The organism is Kribbella sp. NPDC058245 (assembly GCF_042882005.1).
In the GTDB taxonomy this organism is placed as follows: domain Bacteria; phylum Actinomycetota; class Actinomycetes; order Propionibacteriales; family Kribbellaceae; genus Kribbella.
In genome coordinates this window covers 84,212-98,637 of sequence record NZ_JBHVWY010000015.1, presented here as the reverse complement: position 1 = coordinate 98,637, position 14,426 = coordinate 84,212, and the positions used below count along the sequence as shown (strand labels likewise).

Genomic DNA, 14,426 nt, shown 5'->3' with positions numbered 1-14,426 from the left:
GTTGTGAAATCTGGTGGCCACGGGGAGTGATGTTTGTCCGGAGAATGTTCATGGATGTTCGGACTACCGGGTAACGCTGCATAATGGCGCTCCGTGGACCCCAGTGAAGTCGTGGTTGCCGTCGATCTCGGTGGAACCCGGATGAAGTGCGGCCTGGTCGCCGCCGACGGTGCCGTGCTGCACCGGGAGACCAGGCCGACTCCCCGGACCGCCGGGGGTCGCGCTGTGCTCGACGCACTGCTGGAGACCGTCGTAGAGCTTGGACAGAAGGCCACTGCCGACGGTCACCGCGTGCGTGCGATCGGTGTGGTGGTGCCCGGCATCATCGACGCCGTCACCGGCACGGTCGTGGCCGAGAACCTCGCCTGGGCCGGGATGCCGGTCCGCGCGGAGCTGATCGCCGCTGTCGGCGACGACGTACCGGTCGTGCTCGCGCACGACGTCCGCGCGGGTGGGTACGCCGAGCTCCGCCAGGGCGCGCTGGCCGGGACCACCAACTCGCTCTTCCTGCCGCTCGGGACCGGGATCGCCGCCGCGATGGTGATCGACGGCCGGCTGGTCAGCGGCGACGGGTACGCCGGTGAGCTCGGCCACACCCGCTTCATCCACGGCGACGCGGCTGAGCTCTGCGCCTGCGGCCAGTGGGGCTGTCTCGAGACGGTCGCCTCGGCCGCCGCGCTGGCCCGCCGGTACGCCGCTCGTGCCGGCCGGGTCGTGGACGGGTCCCGTGAGGTGCTGGAGCTGCTCGCCGCCGGTGACGAGATCGCCGCGACGGTCTGGCACGACGCACTGACCGTGCTGGTCGACGCGCTCGTCCTCTACACCACCCTGGTCGCACCCACCCGGATCGCGATCGGCGGCGGGCTGGTCGGCGCCGGCGAGACGCTGCTGCAGCCGCTGCGCGACGGGGTGCACGCACGCCTGACGTTCCAGCGCGAGCCGGAGATCGTGGCCGCCGTGCTGGGGGAGGAAGCCGGCTGCCTCGGCGCCGCGCTGTATGCCTGGGACCGGGTCAAAGCTGACGAGAGTGGGGAGCAGTCGTAGATGACGACCTACAAGGTGGGACGCCTTGTCACGCCGGACGATGTGCTGGAGAGCGCCTGGATCCAGGTCGTCGACTCCGACATCCTGGCGTACGGCCGCCGGTCCGAGGGGATGCCGGCCGACGGCAAGCGCCCCGAGGATCTCGGCGACGTGACGGTGGTCCCGGGGTTCGTCGACATCCACACCCACGGCGGCGGCGGATCGTCGTACTCGACGACCGATCCCGAGGAGGCGCGCAAGGTCGCGGCCTTCCACGCCAAGCACGGTACGACGACCACCATGGCCAGCCTGGTGACCGGGCCGCTCGACCTGCTGGCTTCGCAGACCGCCTGCCTGGCTGACCTGGTCACCGACGGCGTCATCGCCGGTGTGCACCTCGAAGGGCCGTTCCTGTCCGCGGCGCGCTGCGGTGCGCACGACCCGACCCTGCTGCGGGACCCGGTCGCGGATGATGTGGCCAAGGTGCTCAGCGACGTCGTACGGATGGTGACGATCGCACCGGAGCTGGAACACGGTCTGGACGCGATTCGCCAGGTTGTCGACGCGGGTGCCGTGGCCGCGCTCGGGCACACGGACGCGACGTACGAGCAGATGATCGCCGGTGCCGACGCGGGCGCCACGGTCGCGACGCACCTGTTCAACGGGATGCGGCCGTTCCATCACCGCGACCCTGGTCCGGTGGGTGCCGCGATCAACGACGAGCGGCTGCTGCTCGAGGTGATCAACGACGGCATGCACCTGGATCCGCAGGTTGTCCGGGTCGCGCTGGCCGCGGCCGGCGTACACCGGATCGCACTCATCACCGACGCGATGGAGGCGACCGGGATGGGCAACGGCAGCTACAAGATCGGCAACCTCGAGGTCGACGTCAAGGACGGTCTCGCGACACTTGCCAAGCCCCCGCACTCGATCGCCGGCAGCACGCTCACGATGGACGTTGCCTTCCGCAACGCCGTCAAGGCCGGTACGTCGTTGGTCGACGCGGCCCGGATGGCCTCGACCACCCCTGCCCAGGCCTTCGGCTGGTACGACGTCGGTGCGATCGAGACCGGGCGCCGGGCTGACCTGCTTTTGCTGGATGACGAATACACCGTCCAGAAGGTGATGCGGGCCGGCGCATGGCTGGATTAGCGATCGGGGCGGTGGGGCGGGGCTCGAATATGGTTGGCACTGTCACGCTCAATCTGGCGCTGGACGTTACGTACAACGTCGATGAGTTGGTTGTCGGCGGCAGCCATCGGGTCGCGGCGATTCGAGAGCGTGCTGGCGGCAAGGGTGTGAACGTCGCGCGGGTCGCGGCGGCGCTTGGAAATCAGGTGCTCGTGCTGGGCTTCGTCGGTGGTGTCACTGGTGAAGCGGTTGCTGCCGAACTGGTCGATGCCGGCCTGACTGCCCTGCTGACGCCGATCGCGGGGGAGACCCGGCGAACCGTTGCCATCGTCAACGGTGTCGACGGCGACGCGACGATCTTCAACGAGGTGGGCCCGTCGATCTCCGCCGATGAATGGCGGGCGTTCGGCGAGCGGATGCCATGGGGACGCCTTGGTGTGCTGGCCTGTTCAGGCAGCATCCCGCCCGGACTCCCGGCCGATGCGTACGCCGAAATCGCAGTCCGGGCGCGGCATCACGACGTACTGACTGTCATTGACGCCGGAGGTGAAGCGTTGCTCGCCGCAGCGAAGGCCGGCGCGGTTGTTCGCTCGAATGCGGCCGAACTGCGTGAAGCCGTTGGTGACGGCACGGTTGAGGACGGTGCGCGCCAGTTGGTTGCCCTGGGCGCGAAAGCCGCGGTCATCACCGACGGCGCGCGCGGGATGGTTGCTGCTAGCAACAAGGGCGTGTGGCGCGCATCGCCGGTCGAACGCGTCAGCGGCAACCCGACTGGCGCCGGAGATGCCTGTACGGCGGTTGTCGCCGCCGCCATCGCGGACTCATCTGAGCCCGACTGGTCCGTCGTACTGAAGTCTGCTGTCGCGGCGTCGGCCGCAGCGGTGCTCACACCCGTTGCCGGAGACATCGATCTCGACGCTTACCGCCGCTGGCAACCTCTAGTTTCTGTTGAATAGGAGAACTTCATGCCGTTGGTTTCCGGAGCTGAGGTTGTGCTGGCCGCCGCCAAGGCCGGTCGTGGGGTTGGTGCGTTCAACGTCATCCAGCTCGAGCACGCCACCGCGCTGATCGCCGGGGCGGAACAAGCCGGTACGCCGGTCGTCCTGCAGATCAGCGAGAACGCGGTGAAGTACCACGGCGCGCTCAAGCCGATCGGCGTTGCCACGTTGGCCGCAGCGGCCGCCGCGACCGTCCCGGTGGTCGTTCACCTCGACCACGCGATGGACCGCGACCTCGTCACCGAGGCGGTCCAGCTGGGCTTCACGTCGGTGATGTACGACGCCTCGAAACTCGAGTACGCCGAGAACGTCGCCTCGACCACCGAGGTCACCAAGTTCTGCCACGACCACGGCGTCTTCGTCGAGGCCGAGATCGGTGAGGTCGGTGGCAAGGACGGTGTCCACGCCCCCGGCGCCCGGACCCGCCCCGACGAGGCGGTCGCATTCGCCGAGGCCACCGGCGTCGACGCCCTCGCCGTCGCCGTCGGCTCGTCCCACGCGATGACCGAGCGGACCGCCTCGCTCGACTTCGCCCTGATCGCCGAGTTGCACGCGGCAGTCGCCGTACCGCTGGTTCTGCACGGTTCGTCCGGTGTCGCTGACCCTGACCTGACCCGCGCGGTTGAAGCGGGCATGACCAAGGTCAACATCGCGACCCACCTCAACAACGTCTTCACGGCCTCGGTCCGGCAAACCCTCGCCGACAACCCGTCCCTGGTCGACACCCGCAAGTACCTAGGCCCCGCCCGAGACGCAGTCGCCACCGAGGTCGCCCGCCTCCTCGTCCTCCTGAAGGCCTAGTGACGGACCGCCCCCACTCACTAACGTTGCTCGATCGATGCGGTTCACGCTCAGCAGAGGCTGCGCACGCACTGGATCGGGAGGTTGATCAGTGGTGGAGGTCCGCCGAGGCCAGCAGAGGATCGACGACGGCAGATGACTGACGTGCCCCAACCCGGGCTCGCGCGCCGGCTTGGGCTGAGCGACGCCGTCGCGATCGGGGTCGGCTCGATGGTTGGTGCCGGGGTGTTCGCGGTGTGGCAGCCGGCCGCGGAGGCGGCTGGGTCCGGCCTGCTGATCGGGCTGGCGATCGCCGCGGTCGTCGCCTACTGCAATGCCGCGTCGTCGGCGCAGCTCGCGGCGGTCTATCCGGTCGCGGGCGGGACCTATGTCTACGGCAGGGAACGCCTGGGGGAGTGGTGGGGGTTCGCCGCCGGATGGTGTTTCGTCATCGGCAAGACGGCGTCGTGTGCGGCGATGGCGTTGACGTTCGCCACCTATGCGATTCCGGCGGGCGGGTGGGCCCGACGGCTGATCGCGTTGCTCGCCGTCGCCGGTCTCGCGGCGGTGAATTACCGCGGCGTGACCAGGACCGCCAAGCTGACCAAGATTCTCGTCACCTGCACGTTGGCCGTGCTGGCGCTCGTTGTGGTTCTGCTCGGCACCAACGGCTCGGCCCGCGCCGTACCGGTCCTTGCTGACGCCTCGGTACACGGCGTGCTGCAGGCGGCCGGACTCTTGTTCTTCGCCTTCGCCGGATACGCACGGATCGCGACCATGGGGGAGGAGGTTCGCGATCCCGCGCGCACGATCCCGCGCGCGATCCTCATCGCGCTGGCGATCGCCGTCGTCGTCTACCTGCTCGTCGGTCTCACTCTGCTGCGTGTCATCGATCCAGCCAGCAGTACGGCGCCCTTGGCCGCAGCGGTCGATGCGGCCGGATCGGCCTGGGCGGTGCCTGTCGTCCGTGCCGGTGCGGTGCTCGCCAGCCTTGGTGCGCTCCTGGCGCTGATCGCAGGAATCGGGCGGACGTCGTTGGCGATGGCGCGCAACCACGATCTTCCAGGGTGGCTGGCTGCGGTGCATCCGCGGTACCAGGTGCCGCATCGCGCCGAGGTCGTGCTCGCCGCGGTGGTTGGCATCCTGGTTCTCACCACCGATCTCCGCGGTGCGATCGGCTTCTCGTCGTTCGGTGTTCTGCTGTACTACGCGATCGCCAACATCTCGGCGTTCACCCAACCGGCCGACCAGCGTCGCTGGCCCCGGGCCCTCAACGTGGTCGGCCTGTTGGGTTGTGTCGTCCTCGCTGTCACGTTGCCCTGGGTGTCGGCGGTGGTGGCTGCCGGCTCCCTGGGCGCGGCGATGCTGGTACGGCGACTCGTTAGGAGAGGTCCTTCCGGATCCGCCAGAAGCTGAAGCCGACAAGGCCGAACGCCAACAGCAGGAACAGTCCGAACTCACGCCACTGCAGAGGCCAGAACTTGTCGGCGGCGAGGTACTTGATGTTCTGGTGGTAGCCCTCGTCGGCCAGGCGCTGGTAGCAGGCCTGTTGTTCGGCGGGGGTGTTTGCTGCACCGCGGGGGACCTCCGGGCCGCACTTGATGGCCCACTCCGGCAGGACGCTGATCGCGGCGCCGGACTTGTCGACGGTCTGGTCATGCATCTTCCAGGCGCCGATCGATGCGCTGGTGACCTCCAGCGCCTTGACTCTCGGATCGCCGCCCTGGACGTCGGTCAGCATGAACCCGCGGACGTTCTCCTGGGTCGCGACGACGTTCAGCTCGGTCGGCGTGATCAGGTGCTGCCGGATCAGCGACGGCGTGACGATCTGCACCAGGATCACCACGGCGAGCGTGACCGCCAGGGCGACGAGGGTACGGCGGATGACCAGTCCGGCGGCGACACCGAACGCGAACGCGAACGCGGCGTACCCGATGGGGACCAGCCCGCGGGCGGAGAACGTCACCGGGAACATCCTCGGCAGGAAGGTGTTCGACCCCTGACCGGCGTTGAGCGCATCGTCGATCGGGTCCGCCCACCAGGTCACCGCGAGGCTGAGCAGCCCGGTGATGGCGACCGCGCTCAGCCCAGTGACCGCGAGCTTGGTCGCGAGCCAGCGAGTCCGCGAGATGCTCTGCCCCCAGACAAGCCGGTGAGTGCCGGCCTCCAGCTCCCGCGCGATCAGCGGTGCGCCCCAGAAGGCGCCGATCACGGGAGGTGCGGCGTACAGGAGCACCAGGCCGGCGTTGTACAGCAGCGGATTGAACCGTTCGTAGCCGAGGTTCTTGATGAAGTCGCCGGCCAGTTGGTGGTAGTCGTCGAGCAGGCCCGGACCGGTCGCGGCCAGCGCGATCGCGGCTGCGAGAACCACTGCGGCGATCACCAGGAACTGGATGCGGAACTGCCGCCAGGTCAGCCAGATCATCGCTGCACCTCCAGAACAGGACGGTCGGGCTGCAGTTCGCGACCCATGTAGGCCAGGACCAGATCCTCGAGCGTCAGTTGGGTGACCAACCATGCCGGGTCGAGGATCGGCCGATCGGTGCGGACCAGGAACGTCGACTGGCGGTCGGTGTGGCTCTCGGTCACGACGTACTGATCGCTGGGGAGCTCCTTCGCCGTACGGCGGGGTCCGGTGAGCCGGTGGTGAGTCGCCAGCAGGCTGTCGATCTCGCCGCTGACCTGGACGCGTGAATCGACCAGCACGACCAGGTAGTCGCAGGACCGCTCCACGTCCGAGACGAGGTGCGAGGAGAGCACGACACTGAGCTCCTGCTCGGCCACGGCCTCCATCAGGTCCTGCAGGAACTCCCTGCGGGCCAGCGGATCGAGTGCGGCGACCGGTTCGTCGAGGATGAGCAGGTCGGGTCGCTTGGCCAGCCCGAGCGTGAGCGCCAGCTGGGCGCGCTGCCCGCCGGACAACTTGCCGGCCCGCTGCTTCGGATCCAGCCTGAGCCGCTGGATCCGTTGCTGGGCAAGGCTTTCGTCCCAACTGGAGTTGAGGCGGGCGCCGAGCTTGAGGTGGTCGGCGACGCTGAGCCGGCTGTAGGTCGGGGTGTCCTGAGCGACATACCCCACCTTCGCCTGCTGCGTGCCCGCCGGTGCGCCGAGAACCTCGACCGATCCGGTCGTCGGCGTGAGCATTCCCACCGACAGGTTGAGGAACGTGCTCTTGCCCGCGCCGTTCGGCCCGACCAGTCCGACGACATGTCCGGACGGGACCTCGAGTTCACAGTCAGTCAGTGCCCACCGGCGGCCGTACTTCTTGCCCAACCCGTGAGCCTTCAGCGCCGCGGTCACGCGATGTCCTCGTGAGCGGCGGTCCGAAAGGTGGTGAGGAACAACGCCTCGATGCTCTCCTCGTCCAGACCTGCCTTGCGTGCCTTGGTGAGCCAGCGCTGCAGGTCCATACGGAGCGGTCCGTGGGCGGCGAGCGTGTTGTCGGTGAGCGTCTTGGTCACGAACGTCCCGCGACCGGGCCGGGCCTGCACCAAGCCCTCATGCTCCAGTTCGCGGTACGCCTTGAGCACCGTGTTCGGGTTGATCGCCAGCGCGGCGACCACATCCTTCACGGTCGGCAACTGGTCGCCCTCCCGCAGGAGGCCGAGCCGGAGCGCATTCCGCACCTGCTGCACGATCTGCTGGTACGGCGACACCCCCGACCGGCCGTCCAGGTGGAACTCGATCATCTCCAACCCCATTCATCTAGTTACCTATTACTATAGGGGTGTGGAGCTGGAGAGCGTCAAGCCTTGATCGCGTCGTACCTTCTGAGCGCCTCGCGGCGGGCCTCGGCGTGATCGACGATCGGCTCGGGATAGCCGTCGGCGCTCCCTTCGTGCGCCCTCTTGCCGTCGAGGTGGCGGAGTTCGGGAATCCACCGGCGCACGTACTCGCCCTTCGGGTCGAACTTCAGGCCTTGGGTGGTCGGGTTGAAGATCCGGAAGTACGGCGACGCGTCCGCCCCGCAGCCGGCCACCCATTGCCAGTTGAGTGAGTTCGAGGCGAGGTCACCGTCGTACAGGGACTGCATGAACCAGCGCGCGCCGTACTTCCAGTGCACATGAAGGTCCTTCACCAGGAACGACGCGACGACCATCCGGACGCGGTTGTGCATGAACCCCTCGGCCGCGAGTTGCCGCATGCCGGCGTCGACGATCGGGTAGCCGGTAAGGCCTTGCTGCCAAGCGGTCAGTTGGTCGCCAGGTTCGTCGTACTGCATCTTGTCGAACTCTGGTCTGAGCGGCTTCCATGCAGCCTGCGGATGGCGCGCGAGGAGATCGGCGCAGAACTCACGCCACGCGAGTTCACGCCGGTAGGAGTCCGCGCCTTGGCTGCGCTTGCGGGCGAGGTCGGCGAGCATGGTTCGCGGGTGGATCTCGCCGTATTTCAACGGGATCGACATTCGCGACGTGCTGTCGAGATCGGGCCGGTCGCGGACGTCGTCGTACTCGGCGACATCGTCGAGGTAGGTCAGCCAGTGCTCGCGCGCCGCGTCCTCACCTGCGCCTTCGATCGTGCCATGGGGCAGGTCTTCGCTGTCGGCCTTGATCCATTGGACGTTGCTCGGGGCATCGACGGGCTGCCGCCAGCCGTGCTCGAGCCAGGCGCGGAAGTAGGGAGTGAACACCTGGTACGGCCGATCCTGCTGAGTGAAGATCCGGCCCGGAGCGATCGCATACGGCGAACCGGTCTTGATCAGCGGGCACTTCAATGATGCTTCAACTTCGCTGTCGCGAGTCTGCCCGTACGGCGCGTAGTCCGCGCTGATGTGGACGCTGGTGGCACCGATGTCGTCGGCGAGCTTGGGGATCACGGTCGCCGGATCGCCGGAGCGGATCACGAGGCGACCACCCATGCTCTTCGAGAGGGCGCGCAGTGAGGTGGCGAGGTGTTCGCGGCGGGGGTCGCCGGATCGCTTCCACAGCAGGGGATCCACGACGAAAACGCCGAGCACCTTCCCGTCGCCGGCGCTCACCGCGTCCAGGAGCGCCGGATTGTCACTCAGTCGCAGGTCCCGCCGGAACCACATCACTGCTGTGTTCATCGCTTCATCCTGTTGCCTGCCCGCCCGAAAGCAAACCGGCTCGTTGCCGCAGCGGACCGCCAGCACTGATCAACCCTGTTCGTGGGCGATCGCCACGCCTGAGCGAGCCCCACCAAGCGGGATTGGTCAGTGGCACAGGTACGCCGGTGGGCGTTCACCGGGGAGAGCGCGTGCCAGGAGTGAGGGGTCCTTTACACGATCTGGCGGCAGCGTGCTACCGGTGCTCGCGTCGGAATTGGGTAAGGGTTGCCTCCATAGGCGAGAATGGTTGTCGTGAGCGAGCTGATCGATACCACGGAGATGTACCTGCGGACCGTCTACGAGCTGGAAGAAGAGGGCATCCTGCCGCTGCGCGCGCGGATCGCCGAACGGTTGCACCAATCCGGGCCGACGGTCAGTCAGACGGTGGCGCGGATGGAGCGCGACGGGCTTGTGACGGTGGAGGGTGACCGGCACCTCGAGCTCACCGAGGTCGGCCGCAAGCAGGCTGTCCGGGTGATGCGGAAGCACCGCTTGGCCGAGCGGCTGCTGGTCGATGTGATCGGGCTCGAGTGGGAGGACGTGCACGCCGAGGCTTGTCGGTGGGAGCACGTGATGAGTGACGCGGTCGAGCTGCGGCTGCTGAAGATCCTCGACAACCCGACCGAGTCGCCGTACGGGAACCCGATTCCCGGCCTGGAGGAGTTGCTCACCGACGGTCAGGCCAGTGGGATCGAGGACTTCCGGATCGGCGTCGAGCCGCTGGACAAGGTGCTCGACCAGGCGACCGGTCAATCGGTCCGCGTGCTGGTCCGGCGGATCGCCGAGCCGGTGCAGACCGATGACAGCGCGATGGCGGTGCTCCGCAAGGCGGGCGCGCTGCCGGGCCGCGAGGTCGACTCCGCGCTGGACGCCGAGGGCGTCCTGGTCGGCAGCCGGGAAGCCGGCGGCGTGATCAGCGACGAGACCGCCGGTCACATCTTCGTCAGCGTGGTCTGAGCGTCAAAGGAACGTTAACGCTGAGCACTCGATGCGGTACGACGAGTGCTCAGCGGGTACCGTCTCGCTGAAATGTCCGAAAACGTCATCGACTGGCCGGAGTACCTGCGGGAGTTCCACACCGCGGCCCCGGGCAGCACCGAAGCCCTGTTGTCCCGCGCCACCGCCGGCGACCATACGCCGTACCGATGGCTGGTCCGTGCCGTCTCCGGTGAGTCCCGGCGCATCCTCGATCTGGCCTGTGGCAATGGCCCGGTCGCTCGTGAGTTGTACGGGCGGTGGGTGGTCGGCGTCGACAACAACGCCGCGCAGCTCGCCGGCGCACCCGGTCCGAAGGTCCAGGCCGACGCTCTGCATCTGCCGTTCGCGAACGAGGTCTTCGACGTCGTCACGTGTTCGATGGGCCTGATGGTGCTGCAGCCGCTCCCCGACGTACTGGCTGAGGCTGCGCGGGTACTGCGCCGCGGCGGCGTGCTGGCCGCGATCGTCCCGGCCGTGCGCCCGCTCCGACGCGGCGACATCCGGACGCTGAGCGGGCTGACCACGCGGCTGCGGTCGACGCCGCAGTTCCCGGCCGGTGGGGAGATCACCGAGCTGAAGGACAAGCTGCGGCATGCCGGGTTCGACGTGATGGAGAGTCAGCGCGAGCGATACGTGTACACGATCCGCAGCGCCGACGACGCCCGCCGGCTGGTGAACGCGCTCTACCTGCCCGGTACGCCGGACGCCCGCCGCGACACCGCCAGCGAGTGGCTCGCGGACCGGGCCGAGTCGAAGGACGGGCTCGAGGTCGCGATCCCGATCCGTCGGATCACGGCGATGCGAGGGAAGGTCGCTCTCACCGGTTGACCGCCTGATGAATCAGGCACCGCGGGGAAGTAGCGTGTGCCTGTGGGTGCTGCGCTGAGCTGGTCCGTGCGGACCGTGGACCGGGCGCTCGACGGTGAGACGGTCTACCGCGAGCTGCTGGCTGGTGAGCCGGTCGCGTTCTGGCTCGACGGCAGTCTGACCGATCGCGCCGTACGCCGGATCTCAGTCCTCGGAACGGGCTCCGACGTCCTGGTCCGCGACGCAGCCGACGGCGATGTGTTCGCCGAACTGCAGGCGCTTCTCGCCGCTCGTACCGGTGAACCGCCGCAGGTCCTCGACGGCTACTTCAACGGCGGGTACGTCGGCTACTTCGGCTACGAACTCAAAGCCCTCACGGGCGGTACGGCGAACCGCCGAGCGACGACTCCGGATGCGTTGTGGATCTGGGCCGACCGCTTCATCGTGATCGACCACGACCGCGATCTCACCTTGTTGGTTGCCATCGGCCCGGCTTCGGCAGAGGACTGGCTGGATCGCGCCGAGCGCGCAGCCGCTGACTGGTCGATGTCCGGGGTGACTCGCCCTGCGCTCGCCGACCTGGATCTCGAAGCCCACCTTGAGCTCGACCGACCGGCGTACCTGGCCGCGATCGCCCGCTGCATGACCGCACTCGAGGCCGGCGAGACGTACGAGGTCTGCCTCACCAACCGCGTCCGGCTCCCCGCCGTACCCGATCCGTTCGCCTTCTTCTGCTGGCAACGCGCCACCAACCCAGCGCCGTACGCCGCCTTCCTCCGGTACGGCGAACTGGCCGTCGCCAGCTCGTCTCCGGAGCGCTTCCTGACCGTCGACGCGGACGGCTGGGCCGAGTGCCGCCCGATCAAGGGGACGGCTCCGCGCGACCTGGACCCGTTCCAGGACCAGGTGGCGGCGAAGTCCTTGGCCGAGGACGAGAAGACCCGCGCCGAGAACCTGATGATCGTCGACCTGATCCGCAACGACCTCGGCCGGGTCAGTCAGCCCGGATCCGTGCAGGTACCGCAGTTGATGCAAGTCGAGAGCTACCGCACCGTGCACCAGTTGGTCACCACGGTCCGCGGCAAACTTCGGTCCGACGTGAGTGCGGTTGACGCCGTACGGGCTTGTTTCCCGCCCGGGTCGATGACCGGGGCGCCGAAGATCCGCACGATGGAGCTGCTCGACGAACTCGAGCCGAGCGCCCGCGGTGTCTACTCAGGAGCCCTCGGCTACCTCACGGTCGACGGTCGTGCGGACCTCAGCGTGGTGATCCGGACGGCAGTACTGACACCGGACGGGACGGTGATCGGAGCCGGGGGAGCGATCGTGCTCGACTCCGACCCGGTCGCGGAGTACGACGAAATGGTGCTCAAGGCAACGGCCACGGTCGGGGCGAACTAAAGGGGTGGGTATGGGATTGCAGGTGGCGGATTCGTTCCTGGTGACCGACGGTGCAGTGCGGGGGATCGACCTGCACCGCGCGCGGTTCGTCGGCTCGTGCGCGGCGGCCGGCGTCGACGCGGCGCCCTTCTGGGAACAGCAGGTACGACGCCTGCCCGGCTTCGGCCGCTGGTTCCCCCGCTTCGAACTCCACGACGACGGTGAACTCGCCGTCCAGCGCCGCCCCGCCCCCACCACCGGCGGCCGAGTCCGCGTCGCCGTCCACGAAGGCCCAGACCCCCGAACCGCCCCCCGCACCAAGGGCCCCGACCTCGAACTCCTCGGCAAACTCAAAGAGGCCGCCCCGCATCGTGCCGACGAGATCGTGCTGCTGGATGCCGACGGCACCGTCCTTGAAGCGGCATACTCCGCGATCGCCTGGTGGGAAGGCGAAACCCTCTGCTTCCCACCCAGCGACCGCCCCCTCCTCCCTTCGGTCACGGCCGCCCTCCTCCGCCAAATCGCCACCACCCAAGGCGTACCGGTCGCCGAACACGCACGCACCCCCGCCGACCTCGAGTCGACAGAAACCTGGCTCCTGAACGCCCTCCACGGCATCCGCCCCATCCACGCCTGGAACGACTCCCCAATAGACCCCCTCCCCAACACCCCAGCCGACGACTGGCAGTCCCACCTAACCGCCCTAACCCGACGCCTCTGACCCCTGATCCCATTTGATGGGCTGACCCATCCGCCTGTGGGTCTACCCACCGCATGCGACTAGCCCACCCACAACCCCATGGGCGGGCCCACCAAATGGGTTCTCGGGTCGGTACCGCCACACGGCCGCGCGCCCAACGTCCGAAGCCCCGGAGACATGGCGTGCGGTCCTTCGGACGTTGCGGGCTCGACCCGCAGTACTGCGCGGCCGCGGTGCTGCGGCTGAGGATTGGCGGAGTCCTGATGCACATAGCGGCAGCAATCATCCGCAAAGCGATCCCGACCGCGCCCAGCGCCGCTAACGTCCGAAAACACGCCGACTACGCCCTCCGATCATTCGGACGCTAGCGGTGAGCCGCCGACTTTGAGCACCCGCCAACCACGTTCGGGGCGGGGTAGGTGGTTGAGCGGTGCACAACGTCGTACCGGCGCACCTTGAGCACCCGTCAACGTGTCGCCTGCGGATGTGGTTGAGCGGTGCTCAAGGTTGGAGGGGCGGCGCACTTTGGGCACCGGTCGACCACTTTTGGGACGGGCAGGTGGTTGGGCCGTGCTCAAGGTCGGGGTGGGCCGGTTGTAAATGTGATATCACTTTGCTACCTTTGAGATAGACGAGAGGAGCGGGTGATGGTTGAGGTCGAGGGTGTTGTGGAGATGCCGAAGCCGAAGGTGAGTGAGCGGGTTGCGGCTGAGGTGAACGGGTGGCCGATGGCGGGTGCCTCGTTCGTGCTGGTGGTTGGTGGACTGATTCTGTTCTCGGTGGGGCTGGGGAGTGGGACTACTGCGATCGTCGTGCTCGGGGCGGCTGCGTTCGTGGTGGGGGCGATCCTCGCCGCCGGGTTGACGCCGGTGCAGCCGGGGCGGGCGCGGGTGCTGCAGATCCTTGGCCGGTACGCCGGGACGCTCCGCACCGACGGGCTGCGGTGGGTGAACCCGATCGCCACTCGGCGCGAGGTCTCCACCCGGATCCGGAACCATGAGACGGCCGTTGCCAAGGTCAACGATGCCGACGGCAACCCGATCGAGATCGCGGCCGTCGTGGTCTGGCAGGTGCAGGACACTGCGCAGGCGATGTTCGAGGTGGATGACTTCGTGGAGTTCGTGGCGATCCAGACCGAGACTGCGGTCCGGCACATCGCCAACAGTTATCCGTACGACGTGCACACCGATGACGGTGGACTGTCGTTGCGGGACAGCACTGACGAGATCACCGAGACTCTGTCGACCGAGATCGGTGCGCGGGTCCAGGCGGCCGGCGTGCATGTCATCGAGTCACGGATCACGCACCTGGCCTATGCGCCGGAGATCGCCCAGGCGATGCTGCGTCGTCAGCAGGCCGGTGCGATCGTCGCGGCCCGGCAGCGGATCGTGGAGGGTGCGGTCGGCATGGTCGAGCTGGCGCTGGATCGGCTGTCCGAGCACAACGTGGTCGAGCTCGACGAGGAGCGCAAGGCGACCATGGTCAGCAACCTGCTCGTGGTGCTGTGTGGGGACCGCGATGCGCAGCCTGTGGTCAACACCGGTTCGCTCTACCAGTGAGC

General features: G+C 68.0%; 14 protein-coding genes. 10 read left to right on the top strand and 4 right to left on the bottom strand.

All coding sequences use genetic code 11. The features are described from left to right. Positions 1-93: 93 nt before the first annotated feature. The 5 genes from ACFVWG_RS30740 to ACFVWG_RS30720 all read left to right on the top strand — a co-directional run bounded on the left by ACFVWG_RS30740 (position 94) and on the right by ACFVWG_RS30720 (position 5,348). Complete coding sequence (locus tag ACFVWG_RS30740; protein ID WP_391546936.1) at positions 94-1,044, top strand: ROK family protein; 951 nt, start codon at positions 94-96, stop codon at positions 1,042-1,044. Further along, positions 1,045-2,175, top strand: coding sequence for an N-acetylglucosamine-6-phosphate deacetylase (gene nagA / locus ACFVWG_RS30735; protein ID WP_391546935.1), 1,131 nt, complete (start codon positions 1,045-1,047; stop codon positions 2,173-2,175). 29 nt (positions 2,176-2,204) lie between these two features. Continuing rightward, on the top strand, positions 2,205-3,110 hold the full coding sequence (locus ACFVWG_RS30730; protein WP_391546934.1) for a 1-phosphofructokinase family hexose kinase: 906 nt from the start codon (positions 2,205-2,207) through the stop codon (positions 3,108-3,110). A gap of 9 nt (positions 3,111-3,119) precedes the next feature. Continuing rightward, positions 3,120-3,953 carry a ketose-bisphosphate aldolase gene (locus tag ACFVWG_RS30725; RefSeq protein ID WP_391546933.1) on the top strand — a complete coding sequence of 278 codons (834 nt, stop codon included), beginning with the start codon at positions 3,120-3,122 and terminating at the stop codon, positions 3,951-3,953. Positions 3,954-4,088: 135 nt separating this feature from the next. Then, positions 4,089-5,348 carry an APC family permease gene (locus tag ACFVWG_RS30720; protein WP_391546932.1) on the top strand — a complete coding sequence of 420 codons (1,260 nt, stop codon included), beginning with the start codon at positions 4,089-4,091 and terminating at the stop codon, positions 5,346-5,348. Here the strand turns inward: ACFVWG_RS30720 and ACFVWG_RS30715 are convergent. The 4 genes from ACFVWG_RS30715 to ACFVWG_RS30700 are packed head-to-tail and all read right to left on the bottom strand — an operon-like array spanning position 5,314 to position 8,979. Further along, on the bottom strand, positions 5,314-6,357 hold the full coding sequence (locus ACFVWG_RS30715) for an ABC transporter permease subunit (protein ID WP_391546931.1): 1,044 nt from the start codon (positions 6,355-6,357) through the stop codon (positions 5,314-5,316). The two genes, ACFVWG_RS30720 and ACFVWG_RS30715, sit on opposite strands and share 35 nt — an antisense overlap. Beyond that, on the bottom strand, positions 6,354-7,232 hold the full coding sequence (locus ACFVWG_RS30710) for an ABC transporter ATP-binding protein (RefSeq protein WP_391546930.1): 879 nt from the start codon (positions 7,230-7,232) through the stop codon (positions 6,354-6,356). The genes ACFVWG_RS30715 and ACFVWG_RS30710 overlap by 4 nt, the downstream gene beginning before the upstream one ends. Continuing rightward, positions 7,229-7,621, bottom strand: a complete 393-nt coding sequence (locus ACFVWG_RS30705; RefSeq protein WP_391546929.1) for a GntR family transcriptional regulator — start codon at positions 7,619-7,621, stop codon at positions 7,229-7,231. The genes ACFVWG_RS30710 and ACFVWG_RS30705 overlap by 4 nt, the downstream gene beginning before the upstream one ends. A gap of 56 nt (positions 7,622-7,677) precedes the next feature. Next, positions 7,678-8,979 (bottom strand): cryptochrome/photolyase family protein, encoded by a 1,302-nt coding sequence (locus ACFVWG_RS30700; RefSeq protein ID WP_391546928.1) that lies wholly within the window; start codon positions 8,977-8,979, stop codon positions 7,678-7,680. A 273-nt stretch (positions 8,980-9,252) separates the two neighbouring features. Here ACFVWG_RS30700 and ACFVWG_RS30695 point away from each other — a divergent pair, with 273 nt between their 5' ends. The 5 genes from ACFVWG_RS30695 (at position 9,253) to ACFVWG_RS30675 (ending at position 14,424) form a co-directional block, all read left to right on the top strand. Continuing rightward, a complete protein-coding gene (locus ACFVWG_RS30695) occupies positions 9,253-9,957 on the top strand; it encodes a metal-dependent transcriptional regulator (protein ID WP_391546927.1) in 705 nt (234 codons plus the stop codon). Between the two features lie 72 nt (positions 9,958-10,029). Continuing rightward, complete coding sequence (locus ACFVWG_RS30690; protein ID WP_391546926.1) at positions 10,030-10,806, top strand: methyltransferase domain-containing protein; 777 nt, start codon at positions 10,030-10,032, stop codon at positions 10,804-10,806. A 42-nt stretch (positions 10,807-10,848) separates the two neighbouring features. After that, the gene (pabB, locus tag ACFVWG_RS30685) at positions 10,849-12,186 is read left to right on the top strand and encodes an aminodeoxychorismate synthase component I (RefSeq protein ID WP_391546925.1); all 1,338 of its coding nucleotides are present in this window, start codon (positions 10,849-10,851) and stop codon (positions 12,184-12,186) included. A 10-nt stretch (positions 12,187-12,196) separates the two neighbouring features. Continuing rightward, positions 12,197-12,886, top strand: coding sequence for an aminotransferase class IV (locus ACFVWG_RS30680; RefSeq protein WP_391546924.1), 690 nt, complete (start codon positions 12,197-12,199; stop codon positions 12,884-12,886). 626 nt (positions 12,887-13,512) lie between these two features. Next, entirely contained in the window at positions 13,513-14,424 is a 912-nt protein-coding gene (locus ACFVWG_RS30675) for an SPFH domain-containing protein (protein WP_391546923.1), read from the top strand. Positions 14,425-14,426 lie beyond the last annotated feature (2 nt).

Excerpts from the sequence above, each read along its gene's own strand:
- nagA (WP_391546935.1), top strand. The coding sequence starts at position 1,045 with ATGACGACCTACAAGGTGGGACGCCTTGTCACGCCGGACGATGTGCTG.
- ACFVWG_RS30730 (WP_391546934.1), top strand. The coding sequence starts at position 2,205 with ATGGTTGGCACTGTCACGCTCAATCTGGCGCTGGACGTTACGTACAAC.
- ACFVWG_RS30725 (WP_391546933.1), top strand. The coding sequence starts at position 3,120 with ATGCCGTTGGTTTCCGGAGCTGAGGTTGTGCTGGCCGCCGCCAAGGCC.
- ACFVWG_RS30720 (WP_391546932.1), top strand. The coding sequence starts at position 4,089 with ATGACTGACGTGCCCCAACCCGGGCTCGCGCGCCGGCTTGGGCTGAGC.
- ACFVWG_RS30715 (WP_391546931.1), bottom strand. The coding sequence starts at position 6,357 with ATGATCTGGCTGACCTGGCGGCAGTTCCGCATCCAGTTCCTGGTGATC.
- ACFVWG_RS30705 (WP_391546929.1), bottom strand. The coding sequence starts at position 7,621 with ATGATCGAGTTCCACCTGGACGGCCGGTCGGGGGTGTCGCCGTACCAG.
- ACFVWG_RS30700 (WP_391546928.1), bottom strand. The coding sequence starts at position 8,979 with ATGAACACAGCAGTGATGTGGTTCCGGCGGGACCTGCGACTGAGTGAC.
- ACFVWG_RS30690 (WP_391546926.1), top strand. The coding sequence starts at position 10,030 with ATGTCCGAAAACGTCATCGACTGGCCGGAGTACCTGCGGGAGTTCCAC.
- ACFVWG_RS30680 (WP_391546924.1), top strand. The coding sequence starts at position 12,197 with ATGGGATTGCAGGTGGCGGATTCGTTCCTGGTGACCGACGGTGCAGTG.
- ACFVWG_RS30675 (WP_391546923.1), top strand. The coding sequence starts at position 13,513 with ATGGTTGAGGTCGAGGGTGTTGTGGAGATGCCGAAGCCGAAGGTGAGT.